The sequence below is a fragment of the Pseudooceanicola nitratireducens genome, assembly GCF_900109195.1.
Lineage (GTDB): Bacteria > Pseudomonadota > Alphaproteobacteria > Rhodobacterales > Rhodobacteraceae > Pseudooceanicola > Pseudooceanicola nitratireducens.
This window is the reverse complement of the sequence record NZ_FNZG01000002.1, coordinates 379,652-398,180: the sequence shown is the minus strand read 5'-3', so window position 1 is coordinate 398,180 and position 18,529 is coordinate 379,652. Positions and strand designations below refer to the sequence as shown.

Sequence of the window (18,529 nt, the reverse complement as noted above, 5' to 3'; positions counted from 1 at the left end):
GGGCCCTCAGCCGACCTTCACAACCAGCTTGCCCAGGTTCTTGCCCTTCAGCAGCCCCATGAAGGCCTCCGGTGCGTTTTCGACGCCTTCGGCCACGTCCTCGACATAGGCGATCTCGCCCGCGGCGACCTTGGGGCCGACCTCTTTCAGGAATTCACCGAAGCGCGACACATGGTCGGTCTGCAGCAGCCCCTGGATGGTCAGACGCTTGACCAGCGCGTGGCGCCACAGCTTCTGCAGCGGCATCGACCCGGTTTCGTCGCTTTCGCCGGAATACCAGGCGATCATGCCGCAGACGATGACGCGGGCGTGCAGGTTCAGCAGCGGGATCACGCCGCCCAGGGTCGGGCCGCCCACGTTTTCGAAATAGATGTCGATCCCGTCCGGGCATTCGGCCTTCAGTGCCTCGCGCATGGCCTTTGCGTCCTTGCCGCGGTGGTCGATGCAGGCGTCGAACCCGAAGGTCTCGGTTGCCATCTTGCACTTCTCTTCTCCGCCCGCGACGCCGATGACGCGCAGACCGGCCTGTTTCGCCAGCTGCCCCACCATCGAGCCCACGGGTCCGGTGGCCGCGCCGACGACCAGGGTCTCACCGGCTTTCATCTTGGAATAGGCGGTCATACCCGCCCAGGCGGTGAAGCCCGGCATGCCCAGCACCCCGAGAGAGGTCTGGATCGGGGCCTGATCGGGGTTCACCTTGCGCAGCATGTCGCCCGACATCACCCCATGGGTGGTCCAGCCGAACATGCCGAAGGCGTGGTCGCCCACGGCGAACTTCGGGTGATTCGAGGCGATCACCTCTCCCACGGCCCCGGCCTCCATCCGGCCGCCGACCGGCACGGGCGCGGCATAGCTGGGGCCATCGTCCATGCGGCCGCGCATGTAGGGGTCCAGCGACATGTATTTCACGGCCACCAGCACCTCGCCCTCGCCGGGGGTGGGCAGCGGCTGTTCCTCCAGCCGGAAATTCGCGTCGGTCGGGAAACCGGCGGGCCGTTCGGCCAGCACGATCTGTTTCAGGGTCTCTGTCATCTTGGGCTCCTCCCTCCAGATAAGCGGAAAATTAATCCGACATGCAGAATAAAGAAGGCAGCCCCAATGCCAACCCTCATTCGCGCAGCCCCGCCTCTGGCCACGATGGACTTTGCCCCGTCGGCGCACTAGATAAGTCCGACCATGGCCAAGACGAAATCAGACCCGAACTACAAGGTGATCGCCGAAAACCGGCGTGCCCGCTTCGATTACGCGATCGAAGAGGATATCGAGTGCGGCATCATCCTTGAAGGATCCGAGGTGAAATCCCTGCGCCAGGGCGGATCGAACATCGCCGAAAGCTATGCCACCGTGGACGAAGGCGAGCTGTGGCTGGTGAACAGCTATATCGCGCCCTACGAGCAGGCGAAGATGTTCAAACACGAGGAACGCCGCCGCCGGAAGCTTCTGGTCAGCCGGAAAGAACTGTCCAAGCTTTGGCAGGCCACCGCGCGCAAGGGCATGACGCTGGTTCCGCTGGTGCTGTACTTCAACCATCGCGGCATGGCCAAGATCAAGCTGGGTATCGCCAAGGGCAAGAAGAACCACGACAAGCGTGACACCAGCGCGAAACGTGACTGGAACCGCCAGAAGCAGCGCCTGCTGAAGCAGAGCGGCTAAGGCGCGCGCCGGAGTGCGTGCGCGGATCGGGCCCGGCAAGCCGAGACCTGACAAAACGCCCACAGATGGGCCCCGCAGCGCCACGACACCGCCTTTCCCTTGAACGGCGGGCCACCGGGCTGTAGCAATCCCCTGTCGACAAGGGAGAGCGTGATGCAGGACGACCCGAAAACCCTGGTTTCCACCGACTGGCTGGCCGCCCATCTGGATGATCCGGATCTGCGCCTGCTGGACGCCAGCTGGTACCTGCCCGCGATGAACCGCGACGCAAAGGCCGAATACGACGCCGCCCATATCCCCGGCGCGCGGTTCTTCGACATCGACGAGATTTCCGACCTCCGCTCGGATCTGCCGCATATGGCCCCGCCGGTCGAAAAGTTCATGTCCCGCATGCGCGCCATGGGTGTCGGTGACGGCCACCAGGTCGTGGTCTATGACGGCATGGGCCTGTTTTCCGCCCCGCGCGTCTGGTGGTTGTTCCGCCTGATGGGCCAGGAAGATGTCGCCGTTCTGGACGGCGGTCTGCCCAAATGGCAGGCCGAGGGCCGTCCGACCGAAGACATGCCCCCCGTGATCCGCGACCGCCACATGACCGTGCGCCGCCAGAACCACCTGATCAAGGACGTGACTCAAGTCTCGGCTGCCTCCAAGCTGGCCGATACCGTGATCCTTGACGCGCGGTCGGCCGCCCGTTTCGAAGGGACCGAGGACGAACCCCGCCCCGGCCTGCGCAAGGGCCATATTCCGGGCTCGAAATCCCTGCCCTTCAGCGACCTGCTGAACGCCGACAAGACGATGAAATCCCCCGACGACCTGACCGCCGCCTTCAAGGCCCGCGGTGTTGACGGCAAGACGCCGGTGATCACTTCTTGCGGGTCCGGCGTGTCGGCTGCGATCATCAACCTCGCGCTCGAGGTGACGGGCCATCGCAACCACGCGCTTTACGACGGGTCCTGGGCGGAATGGGGGGCCTTCCCCACCCTGCCCGTCGCCACCGGTCCCGAAAGCGACTGATCCATGTTCGACCGACTGAAGTCGCAGCCCGAAGACCCCATCCTTGCCATGATGGAGGCCTTCCGGGCCGACCCCCGTACCGACAAGATCGACCTTGGCATAGGCATCTACCGTGACGCCGCCGGGACCACCCCGGTGATGCACGCCGTGAAGACCGCCGAACGTCAGCTGGTCGAGAGCCAGACCACCAAAAGCTATACCGCCCTGTCCGGCGATCCGGCCTTCATCAAAGCCATGGCGGGCCTGGTGCTGGGCGACCGGGACATGTCGCGCATCGCCGGCGCGGCCACCGTGGGCGGCACGGGGGCGATCCGGCAGGGGCTGGACCTGGTGCGCCTGGCGCGTCCCGACGCCCGCGTGCATATCCCCGATCCCTCCTGGCCCAATCACCGCGCGATCATCCAGGCGGTCGGGCTGACCTGCGTCACCTACCGCTATTTCGACGCCGAGACCGGCGGGGTGGATATCGACGGCATGATCGCCGACCTCTCGGCCGTGCGCTCGGGCGATGTGGTGCTGCTGCATGGCTGCTGTCACAACCCGACCGGGGCCGATCCGAATGCTGCCGACTGGCACCGCATCATCGCCACCCTGGCCGAAACCGGCGCAACCGTGCTGGTCGACCTGGCCTACCTGGGCTTTGGCGACGGGCTGGACGCGGATGCCGAGGCGACCCGTCAGATGATCGACACCCTGCCCGAGGTCATCATCGGCGTCAGCTGTTCCAAGAACTTCGGCCTCTACCGCGACCGCGCCGGCGTCGTGCTGGTCAGCGCCGCCGATGCGGATCAGGCGCGGGTGGTGCAGGGCAACCTGACGACGCTGAACCGCCTGGCCTATTCCTTCCCCGCCGATCACGGCGCCCGCACGGTCGAGATGATCCTGAACGATTCTGCCCTGCGCGCCGACTGGTCGCAGCAGCTGTCCGAGATGCGTGGCCGGATCAATGCGCTGCGCCAGGCCCTGGCCACGGCCCTGCGCGACCGTACCGGGTCGGACCGCTATGCCTTCCTGGGGTCGCAGAAGGGCATGTTTTCGCGCCTGCCGGCCAGCCCGGACGAGATCCGCATCCTGCGAGAAGAACATGGGATCTACCTGATCGGCGACGGTCGGATGAACATCGCGGGCCTGTCGCAGGAAGACATCCCCCGCCTGGCCCAGGCCATCGCCACGGTCTGCGCCTGACGCGCGCCGCAAGCCCGAACATTCGAACACCAAAAGGCCGGGTCATCGCCCGGCCTTTCTGTTTCCACATGCCGTGACAGCGCCCTAGCGCCGCCCTTCCCGCAGCCAGCCGCCCAGGATCAGGGCCGAGGCCACCAGCAGCACCAGCCAGGCCGGCAGCAGCGGCACCTGGCGCACGTCGCGGGTCTCATAGGCCTCGCGCGGGGTCAGGCCGATCCAGCCGCGCCCGGCGGCGGGCCGTCCCGGGCGGACCTCTCGGATGCTGGGCACGCCGTCGGACAGCGCCCTGACACCGCCGCGCGTGCCCTCGACCAGCGGGGCCAAGGCACTGCCGTCGGCGATGGTTTCCTCGAACTCCTTCGGGGCGGCAGGGCCGATGCCGATGACGCTTTCCAGATCCCCCTCGGCCAGGCGATACAGCCCGATTTCAGGGGCCTGGTAGTCGGTCGTCCAGAAACCCGGCGCGGTCTCGGTCAGCTCAAGCTCTTCTTCCGTGCCGTCGGGACGGGTCACGGTCAGCGCCCCGACACTGTCGCCCAGAGTGCGGCGGGTGATGCGCATGGACTGGCCTTCGGCTTCGGCAACCAGCGCCTCTTCCTCAAGCTCGGGTTCCTTCATCATCCAATGGGCCAGGCGGCGCAGAAGCTCCAGCTGCGGGCCGCCACCCTCGTAACCGCGACTCCACAGCCAGGCGTGGTCCGAGGCCAGAAGCGCCACGCGCCCCTCGCCCACGCGGTCCAGGATCAGCAGGGGCCGGTCGTCGACGCCGGTCATCACGACCTCACCGCTGGTGTCGGTGGCATCCACGTCGATCTGGCGCATCCAGCGGCCCCAATCCCCATCCCATTCGGCCTCTAGCCCCGAGGTCACCGGATGCCGCCGCCCAAGGTCAGAAACCTGCGGCAGGAAGTGTTCCTCGATCACGCGGGCGGATGTGGGCTGCGCCGGCAGCACCGAGGCCAGCGGAGAGCGCGACAGCGAATCCGCCGACGCAAAGTCAGGCCCCGCCGCCACCAGCACCGCGCCGCCACGGGTGACATAATCGGCCACGTTCTGCAGGTAGATCGACGGCAGGATGCCGCGCCGCTTGTAGCGGTCAAAGATGATCAGGTCGAAGTCGTCGACCTTGTCCATGAACAGTTCGCGCGTCGGGAAGGCGATCAGCGACAGTTCCGACACCGGCACCCCGTCCTGTTTCGACGGCGGCCGCAGGATCGTGAAATGCACAAGGTCGACGGAACTGTCGGATTTCAGCAGGTTGCGCCAGGTGCGCCCGCCTGCGTGCGGCTCACCCGAGACGAGAAGCACCCGAAGCCGGTCGCGCACGCCGTTCATCTGCACGATGGCGGCATTGTTGCGCGCGGTCAGCTCGCCCTCGGCTTCCGGCGTCGAGAACCGGATCACGTTGCGCCCGCCATGGGGCAGCACCAGCGGCAGTTCCAGATCCACCCCGGTCGAGACAAGAAAGCGCTGCGGCTCTCCCCCGTCGACCGAGATGTCCAGGGGCACCTCGGGGGCCTCCGGCGCGGCCCCGGTATCCTCGATCCGCAGCGACAGCGTGACCTCTTCGCCCAGGATGGCAAAGGCCGGGGCGTTGCGCACGATCAGCCGGCGGTCCCAGTCCTCGGGCTGGCCGGTCAGCAGCAGGTGCAGCGGCGCGGGCAGATCGGGGGCCTGGTCCAGATCGTGCAGCCGCCCGTCCGACAAAAGGATCATCCCGGCGACCCGGGCGCGCGGTTCCTCGGCCAGGGCATCGGCCAGCGCCGACATCAGCCGCGTGCCTTCGTCGCCCGGTCCGTCCGGCAGGGTCACGCGCCGCACCTCGGTATTGGGGCGGGCGGCGATGCGGGCGGCCAGGGTCTCGGCTGCGACCCGGGTCTGATCCTCGCGGTCCGCCAGCCGCTGCGACGCGGTGCGGTCCTCGACCAGCAGCACGATATCGGTCAGGGGGGTGCGGTCCTCTTGCCGCCAGGACGGGCCGGTCAGCGCGGCGATCACGACCAGCGCCGCCACCGCGCGGAAGGCCCAGCCCGCCAGCCCGCGCCAGACCGCCAGCACGACGCCCGCCAGCGCGATACCGGCAAAGATCGCCACCAGCGCCCAGGGAAGCAGCGGCGAAAAGACGATGGTTCCGCTCAGCACTCCGGTCATTGGCCCAGCCTGTCCAGCAACGCAGGCACATGGACCTGGTCGGATTTATAATTGCCCGTCAGCACATGCATGATCAGGTTCACGCCAAAGCGATAGGCGATCTCGCGCTGGCGTTCGCCGGCATAGCCGCGCCCGATCGGCACCAGCGGCCCGCCGCTGTCGTTCACCGCCCAGGCCGCCGCCCAGTCGTTGCCGCCGATCACCACCGGCGTCACCCCGTCGTTGAGATTGCGAAAGGGCATGCCCTCGACCATCTCGGCATCGGGGGGCGCGGCCTCGACCCAGACGCTGCGGCCCATGTGACGACCCGGAAAATCGCGCAGCAGATAAAAGGTCCGCGTCAGCACGTGATCCTCGGGCACCGGTTCCAGCGCGGGGATGTCCAGCGGCGCGGCCAGGTCCTGCAGCTTGCGTCCATTCGGCCCCGAGGTCCCGAAGCCCGCAACATCCGCATCCCGCGTGTCGAACAGGATCATGCCGCCGCTGCGCAGATAGCGGTTCAGCTTCTGATAGGCGGCATCGGATGGCACCGGCTGATCCGGCGTGATCGGCCAGTAAAGGAATGGGAAGAACGCCAGTTCGTCGGTTTCCAGGTTCACCGCCATCGGATCTGCCGGCTCGACCGAGGTACGGAAATTCAGCACCAGCCCAAGCCCCCGCAGCCCGGCCTGCGCCAGGTCGTCGACCTGGGCGTTGCCGGTCAGCACATGGGCCAGCACGACCTCGGAGGTGGCGGCAAGGGCGCGGGCCTCGTCGTCTTGGGCCTTCACCGCGCCGGGGGTCAGCGTGGCCAGCGCCAGCGCAAGCACCGCCCCGCCCGACACACGCCGCACCGACGGGCCGGTCAGCCGCCCCGACAGCGCCAGCGTGGCCAGTACATCCGCCGCCAGAAGCAGCAGCGACAGGCCCAGCAGCCAGCCGCCCAGGGGCTGTTCCTCGGCCCGGATCATGCCCTCGACCCGCAGGCGCGACGGCCATTGCACCGGCAGCAGCTCGGCCCCCGTGCCCAGCACATTGCGCGCCAGGGTCCGGTCGCCGGTTTGATACAGCCCCGGTTGCAGCGCGGCCCCCAGGGGCGCGTCGATCAGATCCTCGCCCGCGACACCCGGAAGCGCGCCGGCCTTCTCGACCCGCCCGTCCGCGCCCAGGATCTGGATCGGGGCCCAGGTCGTGCCTGCCAGATCGCCCGCCTCGGGGCGCGCGGTCGAAGAGGACACCGACAGCCGTTCCAGCATCTCGACGAACAGCCCCGAAAGCGGCAGCGTCGACCATTCGGCATTGGCCGTCACATGGAACAGCACCACCTGCCCCTGGCCGATCTCCTTGCGCGTCACCAGCGGCGTGCCGTCGGTCAGCCGCGCGATCACCCGGTCCGACAGCGACGGATCGGGCTGCGCCATGACCTGGCTGGAGACGGTGACGTCACCAGGTACCGAAAGCCCGTCAAAGGGGCTGCCGGTGTCGAAGGCGGCCAGCGTCTTGGGTTCCCCCCAGCTCATGGCTCCGCCGACATTGCGGCCCCCGGCGCGCAGGCGCACGGGCAGCAGGGGATCCTCGGCCTCGCGGCTGACATCGCTGGCGGCCAGGCGCGGCCCGGCAAAGCGCAGCAGCAGCCCGCCGCCCTCGGCCCAGTCGGTCAGGTCCTGCACCTCGCCCGGCGACAGCGCGGCCACATCGGCCAGCACGATCACGTCTGGATTGGCCGGAAGAACATCCGTCAACGGCCCTTCCAGAAGGTCGACCGAGGGCGCAAGCGCCTTGCGCAGGTAATGCATCGGCGACAGCAGATCGAGCGTCTCGCCCTCTTGCCGTGTGCCGATCAAAGCGACCTCGCGCCGGCGGAAACTGTCGTCCGACAGGGTGGTGGCCCCGGCGCTGTCTTCCCCGGCGATGGCCAGATGGGTGACGCGGGCGCGCAGTTCAGCCGGCAGGGAAAGGGCGGCCGTGGCCTCGGTCGCGCCGTCTTCGAAGGTCATCGGCAGGTTGGCCAGCACGCGCATGGTTCCCGCCGGATCGCGGCCCATGGCCTGCACTGTGATCTCGCGCGCGGCCAGCGGCAGCGGACGCACCGCGCTGATTGCCAGGGCGCCGTCCTCGATCACCACGGGGCGCAGGCCAAGCGCCGGGCGCGGGCTTTCGTAGATCGTGACCGTGCCGCGCGCCTCAAGCGCATTCAGCAGCCCGAAGCGGCCCGCGCGGTCCAGCCCGTCGGAAATCCAGTAGGTGTCGAAATCCGTGTCTGGCAGGGCCTGGGCCACGGCCTCCATGTCCCGCGCGCTTGGCTCCCACGCGCGGGGATCAAAGCCGGGCACCCGGGCGCGCCAGGTGTCGGCGGCCCGGAAGACGGGCACCTCGGGCGTGGTCAGGCGCGCGATCGCGGCGGTGCGGCCCTGGCGTGCGGCCTCGGCCAGAAGACCGTCGACCAGGTCGGCCTGGGCCTGCCAGTCACGGGCCGAGGCCCAGGATCCATCCAGCACAACCAGAAGCGGCCCGCGCCCGGTTTCGGCCTCGTCCGCCGGGTTCAGCACCGGACCGGCCAGCCCGACGATCACCGCCGCCACCGCCAGCATCCGCAGCAGCAGCAGCCACCAGGGCGTGCGGTCGGTCACGCTCTCGTCGTCTTTCAGGCCCAGCAGAAGCGCCACGCCGGGAAAGCGGCGGCGGATCGGCGCAGGCGGGATCGCCCGCAGCAGGATCCACAGGATGGGAAGCGCGGCCAGCGCCACCAGAAGCCAGGGCGCGGCAAATCCGATCGGGCCAAGCGTCATGCGGTTCCCCTCATGCCGTACCCCTGTCCAGCGCCTGATAGATCGTCAGAAGCGCCGATTGCGCCGAAGCGTCGGTGTGATGCAGCAGGTATTGCCAACCGGTCGCGCGCGACAGCGCCTGCAGCCGGTCCTTGCGGTCCGCCAGCCGCGCCAGATAACGGTCGCGCAATTCGCTAGCCTTCAGCGTTTCATGTTCCAGCGTGCCGCCCATGGACTGGAAGATCGTCCGCCCCTTGAAGGGGAAACCCTCTTCCGCCGGGTCCAGCACCTGCAGCAGCACGCCGCGAATGCCCCGGTCGGCGGCCTTGGTCAGGGCCAGTTCGACCTCGTCCATATCGCCCAGGTAATCCGACACGAACAGCGCACGGGCATTGGGGATCATCGCCCGGTGTTCAGGCACCCCGTAGTCCCCGGCCTCGGCCCGGCTGAAGAATTCGGCCAGCCGCAGGATCTGGTTGCGGGCGCGGCGCGGCGGCAAAAGCGTGCCGGTCAGACCGACCCGTTCGCCACCCCGGATCAGCAGGATCGCCGTCGCCAGCGCCAGCAGCCGCGCGCGTTCGGATTTCTCGGGCACGTCGGCGGACGAGGCAAAGCGCATCGAGGCCGCCTGATCCACCCAGAGCATCACCGATTGCGCGATCTGCCATTCCCGTTCCCGCACGTAGCGGTCGTCCGACCGGGCCGAGCGGCGCCAGTCGATCCAGCGGCGCGGGTCGCCGGGCTGAACCGGGCGATACTGCCAGAAGTCATCCCCCATCCCCGACCGGCGGCGGCCGTGATCCCCCAGCAGGACGGTGCCGGCCAGATGTTCGGCCCGCGCCAGAAGCGGCGGCAGGCTGGCGGCCTGGCCCTCGGCCCGTTCGCGCAGCTGGCGCGCGGCCGTGCCTTCGCCGGAACGGGAGCCTTCGCCGGAAACGGGGCCTTCAGAAGGGAAAAGGACGGGGTCCTGGCTCACGCGGCGGCCTCTTGGCCGGTGACGGCGGCGGCGGTTTCCTCGATCAGGCTGGCCAGGCTGTCGCCCCGCGCCCGTGCGGCAAAGTTCAGCCCCATGCGGTGCGACAGAACCGGGCGGGCCATGGCCACCACATCCTCGGTCGAGGGGGCAAGCCGCCCGTTCAGCATCGCCCGCGCCCGGACGGTCATCATCAGCGCCTGCGCGGCGCGCGGACCGGGGCCCCAGTTGACGGTTTCGCGCACCCGGGCCGAGGCGGCGGGATCGTCGGGGCGGCAGGCGCGGACCAGATCCAGGATCTGTTCCACCACCGAATCCCCCACGGGCATCCGGCGCAGCAGTTTCTGTGCCGCGATCAGTTCCTCGGCGGTGAAGACCTGATGCGCCTCGTCCTCCTCCACACCGGTGGTGGCCAGCAGGATCGCCTTTTCCGTCGCGCGATCGGGGTAATCCACGTCGATCTGCACCAGGAACCGGTCCAGCTGTGCCTCGGGCAGCGGATAGGTGCCTTCCTGTTCGATCGGGTTCTGCGTCGCCAGCACGTGGAACGGCGTGCCAAGGTCGCGATCCTCACCCGCGACGGTCACCTGCTTTTCCTGCATCGCCTGCAGCAGCGCCGATTGCGTCCGCGGGCTGGCGCGGTTGATTTCGTCCGCCATCAGCAGCTGACAGAAGATCGGCCCCTGCAGAAACCGGAAAGCGCGCGACCCGTCCGCAGCGGTTTCCAGCACTTCGGACCCCAGAATATCCGCCGGCATCAGGTCCGGCGTGAACTGGATGCGATTCCCGTGCAGCCCCATGACGGTCGACAGCGCGTCCACCAGCCGGGTCTTGCCCAGCCCCGGCAGACCGATCAGCAACCCGTGTCCGCCGCACAGCAGCGCCGCCAGCGTCAGCTCGACCACCTTTTCCTGCCCGATAAAGCGTCTTTCGATGGATTTCCGCGCCGTGGCCAGCTTGGCCTCGACCGCTTCGATCTGGGCAACAAGGTCGTCGTCTTGGGGGGCGGTCATGGCAATGGCTCCGTCGGGGACTATACTGTGACTGACTGTATCGCGTGCGGAAGGAATGGCAAAAGCAATGAGTGCACAAAATACCGTGAGACCGAACGCCGAGAGCATCGCTGCCTCGGTTCGGGCAGCCCAGAAGGGCGGCGGTCTTCCGCCCGTGGACAAGTGGGATCCGCCCGACATGGGCGAGATGGACATGGTCATCACCCGCGAAGGCACCTGGATCCACGAAGGCACGCCGATCACCCGCGCCGGCCTTGTGCGGCTGTTCTCGACCATCCTGCGCCGCGATGGCGACCGCTATGTGCTGGTCACCCCGGTCGAGAAGGTCGGCATCACGGTCGAGGACGCGCCCTTTGTCGCCGTGGACATGACCGTCACCGGCGAAGGCCGGGATCAGGCGCTCACCTTCCTGACCAACGTGGGCGACGAAACCACCGCCGGGCCCGACCATCCGATCCGCATCGTGCAAGGGGACGGGGAAGAACCTTCGCCCTATGTCCACGTGCGCGGCGGGCTCGAGGCGCTGATCGACCGGAAAAGCTTCTACCGCATGGTCGATCTGGGCACGGATCACGAACACGAGGGCGAAAACTGGTTCGGCCTCTGGTCAGGCGGTGTATTTTTTCCGATCATCCCGTCGGACGCGCTGCCGGATTGATCCGCCTGTGACCCCTTCGGGCGGCGCATCCCGCGATCCGGATGTGACCAGAGGAAATGCCGCCCGTGCCCAAGTTCTGCGCCAATCTTTCGTTCCTGTGGAAGGACCTGGACCCGCCCGCCCGCATCCATGCGGCCGCCGCAGTTGGGTTCGACGCGGTCGAGATCCTGTTTCCCTATGACACCCCGGCGCAGGACATGCGCCGCGCGCTGGATGCCACCGGGCTGGTGCTTGCACTGATCAACTGTCCGCCGCCGAATTACACCGGCGGCGCGCGGGGCTTTGCTGCCGTGCCCGCCGACCGCGACCGGTTCCGGACCGATTTCCGCCGCGCCCTGCGCTATGCCCAGACGCTGAAGGCGCAGCATCTGCACATCATGTCCGGCGTGGCCGAGGGTGACGACGCCCGCGCTTGCCTGATCGACAACCTGACGTGGGCCTGCGCCGAGGCCCCCGATCAAAGCCTGACGATCGAGCCGATCAACCCCCACGACATGCCGGGCTATTTCCTGAACGACTTTGACTTGGCGGCGCAGGTGATCGACGCCGTCGGCGCGCCCAACCTTGGCCTGCAGTTCGACGCCTATCACGCGCATCGCATCACCGGCGACCTGGCCGCCACCTGGGCCCGGCACGGCGCGCGGGTGCGGCACGTGCAATTCGCCGACCACCCCGGACGCCACGAACCTGGCAGCGGAGAGATCGACTTGGCCGCCTTCTTCACCCGCCTCGACGCCGATGGCTATGACGGCTGGGCCAGCGCCGAATACGCCCCCGCCGGGGACACCGACGACGGGCTGGGCTGGCTGCGGGACCAACCCGCCGCCCCTGCCGCGAAATAATCCGCGCGCTCCTGAAACGCTCCTGACAGAATGCTGTCAGGAGGGCTATGTCATACCCAGGCCATCGCAACCTGATGGAGCATCCGAAATGACCACCACCCCGAACATGGCCCGCCCCACCACCGTCTGGACCGAAATCCCCGTGACCGACCTGAAGGCGGCCGTGGACTTCTACACCAAGGTCTTCGACTGGACCCTTAGCATCGACGACAGCGGACCCAACCCGATGGCCAACTTCAGCACCGACATGCAGGGCGTCCACGGGCACCTCTACCCCGGCAAACCCGCCGCGCGGGGCACCGGGGCGACGATCCACCTGGCCGTTCCAGACACGCTCGAGGCGACGACAGAAAGGCTGGCCGCCGCCGGGGGCAAGGTGCTGATGGGCCCAATCGAGATCCCCGTGGGCCGCTTCACCTATGCCGAAGACCTCGATGGCAATTCCATCGGCCTGTTCGAATTCAAAGCCGCCTGACCCGGAGCCCCGCATGAGAAGAGCCGACCGCCTGTTCCAGATCGTCCAGTACCTTCGGGGCGGTCGGCTTGTCACCGCAGCACAGCTGGCCGCGCGGCTTGAAGTGTCCGAGCGCACGATCTACCGCGACATCGCCGATCTGATCGGATCCGGTGTCCCGGTCGAGGGCGAGGCCGGCGTGGGCTACGTGATGCGCGGCGGATATGACCTGCCCCCCCTGATGTTTACCCAGGATGAAATCGTTGCCCTTGTCGCCGGCGCGCGGCTGATCCGCGCCTGGGGCGGCTTGTCGATGGCCGCCGCCGCCGAAGAGGCCCTGGTCAAGATCAACGCCGTACTGCCCGACAGCGCCCGCGCCCGGGCCGAAGGGGTGCAGATCCACGCGCTGAACTATGACGGGATCGACACGGCCACCCGCGAAAGGCTGGACCAGATCGAAGAGGCGATCAACAGCCGCACCCGCATCGACATCGACTATACCAAGGATGGCGGGGCCAGTGATCCGCGCGTGCTGCGTCCGCTTGGGCTGTTCTTCTGGGGCAAGGTCTGGACGCTGGTCGCCTGGTGTGAATTGCGCGGTGATTTCCGCAACTTCCGCGTCGACCGCATCACGCGCCTGGCCCTGGGCGACCCCTTCCGCGAAGACCGCGACATCAGCCTGAAGGCCTTCTACGAACAGCAGGTCCGCAAGGGAGAGATCCCGCCGGATCGTGGCCCGACCCTGTAACGGCTGTGGCCCGCGCCCCGGCAAATTCCCCGGCCCTGAACGGATGGGCACCGCCCGCCTGACCTTTGCCCTCAGGCCCCTTTCAAGGGGGAACCGCGCCTAGTGGCCGATGGCGGGGACGCCCTGACAGGCGGCCTCTTCCGGTTCGATCTCGATCACCGAATGGTGGATGTGGAACCGCTGCGCCAGCATCTCTTTCAGCGCGATGCGCACCGCGTCGCCCTGGCCGGTGCTGCGGACCACATGCGCCTCGAGCGCGGTTTCATGTTCCTGCATCCGCCACAGGTGCAGGTGGTGCACGTCGCGCACGCCCTCGATCCCGCGCATGGCTTGCAGCACCTCTTCGGCGGCGGGGTCTCCGGGGCTGCCCATCATCAGGATGCGGATCGCGGGCATGACCTCGCCCCCCGCGTGCCAGAGGATATAGGCGGCGATGCCCAGGGTGACGATCGGGTCGATCAGCCGCCAGTCATACAGCAGGATCAGCGTCCCCGCGACGATCACCGCGACCGAGCCAAGCGCATCCGCCAGGTTGTGCAGAAAGGCCGCGCGGACGTTCATGCTGTTCTTCGCCATGCGGAACGTCAGCAGCGCGGTGACCGCGTCGATCACCAGCGCAAGGCCCGCGACGATGACCACGATCCAGCCCTCGACCGGTTGCGGATCCAGCAGGCGCATCACGCCTTCCGCCGCCAGCCAGATCGAGACCATGATCAGCGTGGTGTAATTGACCAGGGCGGTGACCACCTCGATCCGGCCATAGCCGAAGGTCATCGTGGCATCCGCCGGACGCCGTGCAATCCGGCGCGCGGCCAGCGCCAGCACCAGCGAAATCGCGTCCGACAGGTTGTGGATCGCATCCGCAATCAGGGCGAGAGAACCCGAGACAACCCCCGCCACGATCTGCGCCAGCGTCAGCGCCAGGTTCACCCCCGTCGCCAGCCAGAGGTTCCGGTCGCCGCCGTCCTCGGGCAGCGCGTGGTGATGGTGGTGGTCGTGTGGCATCTGATCCCCGATCCGGGCAGTGTCTCAGCCCAATCAATCCCGCCCAGAAGGTCAGAGCGCGGCCCGGGTTGCAAGGGCGACCCATGGCCGCAAGGCCCGGTGGCGCCGACACGTTTGCGCGATTGCGTCCCAGATCTTCAGGTCAGATCCTCAGGTCGCCGCGTTCGCCGCGGCCTCGATCTGGCTGTCGCGCGCCATGCCCGCGCGGGCAGCCGCAACCAGCGCCCGGAAGATCGCCCGCTGACGATGCGCATAGATCAGGTGTTCGGGATGCCACTGGACCCCAAGGGCAAAAGGATCCCGGGTGGATTCCACCGCCTGGATCATCCCGCCGCTGTCGCGCGCGGCAATGTGCAGGCCTTCGCCCAGCTTGTCGACCGCCTGGGAATGCAGCGCATTGACCTTCATCGGCGCATTGCCGGTCAGCTGCACCAGCCGCGTACCCGACAGCACGCGCACGGTCTTTTTCGGCAGGATGGTGCGGTAATAGCGGCTGTCCGCATGGGTCGCATAGGCATCCTGGTCCAGCGTGCCGCCAAGCGCGATATTGATCATCTGCGCGCCGCGACAGATGCCCAGGACCGGTTTGCCCTGGTCCTGCGCCTCGCCCACCAGGCGACGTTCCAGCGCGTCGCGCGCCGGGTCCAGCCGGGCCGAGGTCACAAGGTCCCCGCCGTAAAGATCGGGCGAGATGTCGTCGCCGCCGCCGATGATCAGCCCGTCGATGCTGGCCACGTCGGCAGGACGTCCCGCGCCCCACCTGACGGCCCGCCCGCCGGCGAACCAGACGTTCAGCGCCACCAGCGGGAAGATCCGCCAGCCCGAGCGGCGCGAGGTCGTGACCCCGATCAGCGGACGTCTCATGCCGCTTCTCCCTCGTCTTTGATCTTGTCGCGGGCGATGGTCCGGGCCGGCACGCCGGCCTCGTCCAGGATCTCTCCGCAGCGCCGCGCCCAGGGGGCCCGGCTGAGGGTGACGCGGCCATGCGCGTCCTCCCATCCGTGCATCAGCTTGACCAGCAGCGCCTCGTCCGCCGCGATCTCTTCGACCAGCAGCCAGCGCAGCCATTCGCCGCGGAGGCTCCAGTCCTCTTCGTCGATGCGGCAGTCCGGCAGGCGGAAATGGAATGCCGGCCGGGCGGATGTGGAGCCATCACCCAGGGCATCGGCAACCTTGTCGGTGCCATCCTCTTTGTCCATCCAGGCGAAGATCGGCAGCATGTCGAGCCCGTAGTTCCGCCCGCTGGCGTGCCGCAGATACAGGTCTGCCGCTGCCTCGGGGGTAACAAAGCCCTGATCGCAGAAGGCGCGCACAAGGTCGGTCGGATAGGGATCGGTGAAGGGAAGGACCTTGCGGCTGAAGTCGATCGGATGGGCGCTGCGCATCCAGTCCTCGATCAGCGCATAGGCCAGCAGTGGATGGGTGATGGATTTCGTATCCCGCGCCGCGAGGCTGGGGTTGAAATGCACCCCGAAGCCATAGGCAAGGCCAGCGCGGCTGCCCTCGGCCCCGGCCTCGCGCAGGGCGCTGCGCAGCCGGTCCAGCGGTGCCATCTGGTCCAGGGTCAGCGGCTCGGTCACCAGTTCGACGGGGATCACCGCCTGGCCGAGGTCAAGGCCGATGGCCTTCACCGCAGAGCTGTCGGCGTGGCGCAGGGCGGTGTCGAGGTAGACCTCGATCCCGCCGATCTCGGAGCCGGTGATCGTAAAGGCATGGTCGTCGGTCTGATCCGCCGTGCCGCCAAGGATGCGGGTCGTGATATCGGCGACCTTTTCGGCGGTGAGGCCGGAAAATTCGATTTCGACCCCGCAGCGACGCGGGTCGCCCTGGGTGTCGGTCATTTGTGGCAGGTCCGGAAAAGTCTGTGCGCGCATCTTGTCCCCTTTCGCAGAACCAACCGCGCGGCGGCGGATCGGTTCCCGATCGGGGGTTGGAGAGATGCGGGGGAGGCGTTGCTGATCCGGCGTCTGATCCAGCGGCGCGCGCCCCGAGGGGCGCGCACGACATGATTTGTCTTAAGGGCGCTGCCCTTCTTTTCCGGGGCAAGCCCCGGAAAATTCATCCCGGGATATTTTTAAAAACCAAAGAGATCAGGCGAAAAGAGCGACCATCTGCTGGGCGGAGGCCAAGAGCGATCCGTCGCGGGCGCGGATCTCCATGTCCTGCACCGAATAGCCGTCAGAGGCTTGTTTCGAGGTGGTGCGCGTCAGGGTCCAGTCGAGATCCGCGGGGCAGCGCGCCATGTCGAGCGACCAGGTGATCGTCGAGATCGGGGCGGGCACGGTGAAGGTCGTCATCGCCGCCGGCGGCAGGCTGTCCGCGTTGCAGATGAAGGCGATTTCGGGATCGATGCCGTCGCGCACGGCAAGGCGGGACCAGACCAGAACCTCGGGGCGGGCGGAGCCGGAGATCAGCGGATCGCCATCGGCCACGCGGGCCTGAAAGTTCGAGAAAAAGCTGGGGGCCTTGGAGCGGCGCACCAGGTCGGGCAGCGCATCGGGGTCGGGCAGTGCGGGGGCCTGGCCGTAGTCATGCACGATGGCGCTGTCGCGGTCGGCCCCGAAGACGAAGGTGCAGCGCGCGCCGGTCTTGCCGTCAGAGATCGCGTCGACCTGAAAGAAGGACGAGGAGCGGCCTTCACGGATGGCTGTGACCTCGAAGGCGACCTCTTCGCTGATGGGGCGCAGGAAGCTGACCTGCATCGAGCGCAGCTTGGGCAGGTCGGGGCGCGCCTTGCGGGTGGCGGCCAGGGCCAGGGCGGCGGTGATGCCGCCAAAGGCCGTGCGGCCCTGCATCCAGGAGGGCGAGATCCGGCCGGAATAGCGCGTGGCGCTGTCGGTGGCCTCGGGTGTCAGCGCCTTGACCATATCGCCGAGCGAGGGGGCGGTGTCCTGAGAGGGGGCGGTGGTGTCTTGGGTCATCGGAGGCTCTGCTATGGGCGCTTGGGCGGGGCGGATGGGTTTGGTGGTTTTGCAGAAGGGCAAAAGAGAAAGGGCCGGAGCGTGCGACGCCCCGGCCCCCTGGATCCCTGCCTTACGCGGCCTGGGCGACGCGCATCAGGTGGTAATCGGTGTCCCCCAGCTGGGCGTCGATCATGATGATGCGCTTGGCGTAATGCGAACCGGGGTATTCCCAGGTCATCGCGATGCCGCCGTGCATCTGGATCGCTTCCTCGGCCACCAGGCGACCGGCACGGCCGATCAGGTTCTTGGCCATCGAGGCATAGCGCGAGGCCTGCGGCCCGCCCAGTTCCGCCGCCGCCTTGATGACGATGGAGCGGGACTGTTCGATTTCCGTCAGCATGTCCACGGCGCGGTGCTGCAGCACCTGGAAGGTGCCGATCGGGCGGCCGAACTGCTTGCGCTGACCCAGGTATTCCACGGTCATCTTGTGCAGCACGTCCATCGCGCCCACGGCTTCGGAACACAGCGCGACGATACCGGCGTTCACCGCATCCTCGATCGCGGCACCGGCATCGGCCAGCACCAGTTTCGCCGGGGCGTTTTCGAACACCACCTCGGCCGCGCCTGCGCCGTCCATCATGGCATAGCCGGTGACCGACGCATCCGAGGCCGCGACTTCGTAGATGGCGAGGCTGCCGCCGTCCTTGGCCGCAACCAGGAAGACATCCGCCGCCTGGCCGCCATAGACCAGCGACTTGCGGCCCGAGATCTTGCCGTCCGAAACAGAGGTCGTGATGTTGTCGAGGTCATAGGGCGCGTCCAACTCGCCCAGGCCCACGGCATAGCGGGTTTCGCCCGACAGCAGGGCCTCTTGATCGGCACCGGCCGCGGTCATCAGGCGGGACGCCATCAGCGCGCCCAGGACGGGTTCGGGGCACAGCACCCGGCCCAGTTCCTCGAACACCACGGAGATGTCGAAGCCTGCGCCGCCCATGCCGCCGGCCGCTTCCGGGGCCAGGGCAAACAGCGCACCCAGTTCCGTCAGCTCGCCCCATTTGGCGGGATCGTGGAAGGGTTCAGCATAGGCCACCTTGTTGCGGTGGTCGATCTGGTACTTGTCGCCAAGGTTACGACGCAGGCTGTCCTGCAGCATCTGGCGGTCTTCGGTCAGGTCAAAGTTCAT

General features: G+C 67.8%; 17 protein-coding genes. 7 read left to right on the top strand and 10 right to left on the bottom strand.

Features of this window, described 5'->3' with window-relative positions; translation table 11 throughout:
• Positions 1 to 6: 6 nt before the first annotated feature.
• Positions 7 to 1,032, bottom strand: a complete 1,026-nt coding sequence (locus tag BMX99_RS07795) for an NADP-dependent oxidoreductase (RefSeq protein ID WP_093449707.1) — start codon at positions 1,030 to 1,032, stop codon at positions 7 to 9.
• Between the two features lie 144 nt (positions 1,033 to 1,176).
• Here BMX99_RS07795 and smpB point away from each other — a divergent pair, with 144 nt between their 5' ends.
• The 3 genes from smpB to BMX99_RS07780 all read left to right on the top strand — a co-directional run bounded on the left by smpB (position 1,177) and on the right by BMX99_RS07780 (position 3,852).
• On the top strand, positions 1,177 to 1,653 hold the full coding sequence (gene smpB / locus BMX99_RS07790; protein WP_093449704.1) for an SsrA-binding protein SmpB: 477 nt from the start codon (positions 1,177 to 1,179) through the stop codon (positions 1,651 to 1,653).
• 153 nt (positions 1,654 to 1,806) lie between these two features.
• Positions 1,807 to 2,667 (top strand): 3-mercaptopyruvate sulfurtransferase, encoded by an 861-nt coding sequence (gene sseA, locus BMX99_RS07785; protein ID WP_093449701.1) that lies wholly within the window; start codon positions 1,807 to 1,809, stop codon positions 2,665 to 2,667.
• Positions 2,668 to 2,670: 3 nt separating this feature from the next.
• On the top strand, positions 2,671 to 3,852 hold the full coding sequence (locus tag BMX99_RS07780; protein ID WP_093449698.1) for an amino acid aminotransferase: 1,182 nt from the start codon (positions 2,671 to 2,673) through the stop codon (positions 3,850 to 3,852).
• Between the two features lie 84 nt (positions 3,853 to 3,936).
• On the opposite strand, the gene BMX99_RS07775 is transcribed toward BMX99_RS07780, so the two are convergent.
• The 4 genes from BMX99_RS07775 to BMX99_RS07760 all read right to left on the bottom strand — a co-directional run bounded on the left by BMX99_RS07775 (position 3,937) and on the right by BMX99_RS07760 (position 10,736).
• A complete protein-coding gene (locus tag BMX99_RS07775) occupies positions 3,937 to 5,991 on the bottom strand; it encodes a hypothetical protein (protein ID WP_093451209.1) in 2,055 nt (684 codons plus the stop codon).
• An 8-nt stretch (positions 5,992 to 5,999) separates the two neighbouring features.
• Entirely contained in the window at positions 6,000 to 8,771 is a 2,772-nt protein-coding gene (locus tag BMX99_RS07770) for a DUF4159 domain-containing protein (RefSeq protein ID WP_093449695.1), read from the bottom strand.
• Positions 8,772 to 8,781: 10 nt separating this feature from the next.
• The gene (locus tag BMX99_RS07765; RefSeq protein ID WP_093451206.1) at positions 8,782 to 9,639 is read right to left on the bottom strand and encodes a DUF58 domain-containing protein; all 858 of its coding nucleotides are present in this window, start codon (positions 9,637 to 9,639) and stop codon (positions 8,782 to 8,784) included.
• A gap of 83 nt (positions 9,640 to 9,722) precedes the next feature.
• On the bottom strand, positions 9,723 to 10,736 hold the full coding sequence (locus BMX99_RS07760) for an AAA family ATPase (RefSeq protein WP_093449692.1): 1,014 nt from the start codon (positions 10,734 to 10,736) through the stop codon (positions 9,723 to 9,725).
• A 67-nt stretch (positions 10,737 to 10,803) separates the two neighbouring features.
• Here BMX99_RS07760 and BMX99_RS07755 point away from each other — a divergent pair, with 67 nt between their 5' ends.
• The 4 genes from BMX99_RS07755 (at position 10,804) to BMX99_RS07740 (ending at position 13,438) form a co-directional block, all read left to right on the top strand.
• Positions 10,804 to 11,394 (top strand): DUF1285 domain-containing protein, encoded by a 591-nt coding sequence (locus BMX99_RS07755; RefSeq protein ID WP_093449689.1) that lies wholly within the window; start codon positions 10,804 to 10,806, stop codon positions 11,392 to 11,394.
• Between the two features lie 65 nt (positions 11,395 to 11,459).
• Entirely contained in the window at positions 11,460 to 12,236 is a 777-nt protein-coding gene (locus BMX99_RS07750; protein ID WP_093451203.1) for a hydroxypyruvate isomerase family protein, read from the top strand.
• Between the two features lie 88 nt (positions 12,237 to 12,324).
• Complete coding sequence (locus tag BMX99_RS07745) at positions 12,325 to 12,711, top strand: VOC family protein (RefSeq protein WP_244525492.1); 387 nt, start codon at positions 12,325 to 12,327, stop codon at positions 12,709 to 12,711.
• A 13-nt stretch (positions 12,712 to 12,724) separates the two neighbouring features.
• Complete coding sequence (locus tag BMX99_RS07740) at positions 12,725 to 13,438, top strand: helix-turn-helix transcriptional regulator (RefSeq protein ID WP_093449686.1); 714 nt, start codon at positions 12,725 to 12,727, stop codon at positions 13,436 to 13,438.
• A gap of 99 nt (positions 13,439 to 13,537) precedes the next feature.
• On the opposite strand, the gene BMX99_RS07735 is transcribed toward BMX99_RS07740, so the two are convergent.
• The 5 genes from BMX99_RS07735 to BMX99_RS07715 form a co-directional block, all read right to left on the bottom strand.
• Positions 13,538 to 14,443: a cation diffusion facilitator family transporter gene (locus tag BMX99_RS07735; RefSeq protein WP_093449683.1), complete on the bottom strand. Its 906-nt coding sequence runs from the start codon at positions 14,441 to 14,443 to the stop codon at positions 13,538 to 13,540.
• Positions 14,444 to 14,593: 150 nt separating this feature from the next.
• The gene (locus tag BMX99_RS07730; protein ID WP_093449680.1) at positions 14,594 to 15,307 is read right to left on the bottom strand and encodes a gamma-glutamyl-gamma-aminobutyrate hydrolase family protein; all 714 of its coding nucleotides are present in this window, start codon (positions 15,305 to 15,307) and stop codon (positions 14,594 to 14,596) included.
• Positions 15,304 to 16,317, bottom strand: a complete 1,014-nt coding sequence (locus tag BMX99_RS07725) for an amidoligase family protein (protein WP_093449677.1) — start codon at positions 16,315 to 16,317, stop codon at positions 15,304 to 15,306. The genes BMX99_RS07730 and BMX99_RS07725 overlap by 4 nt, the downstream gene beginning before the upstream one ends.
• A 216-nt stretch (positions 16,318 to 16,533) precedes the next feature.
• Entirely contained in the window at positions 16,534 to 17,364 is an 831-nt protein-coding gene (locus BMX99_RS07720; RefSeq protein ID WP_093449674.1) for a thioesterase family protein, read from the bottom strand.
• Positions 17,365 to 17,476: 112 nt separating this feature from the next.
• Positions 17,477 to 18,529, bottom strand: coding sequence for an acyl-CoA dehydrogenase family protein (locus BMX99_RS07715; RefSeq protein WP_093449671.1), 1,053 nt, complete (start codon positions 18,527 to 18,529; stop codon positions 17,477 to 17,479).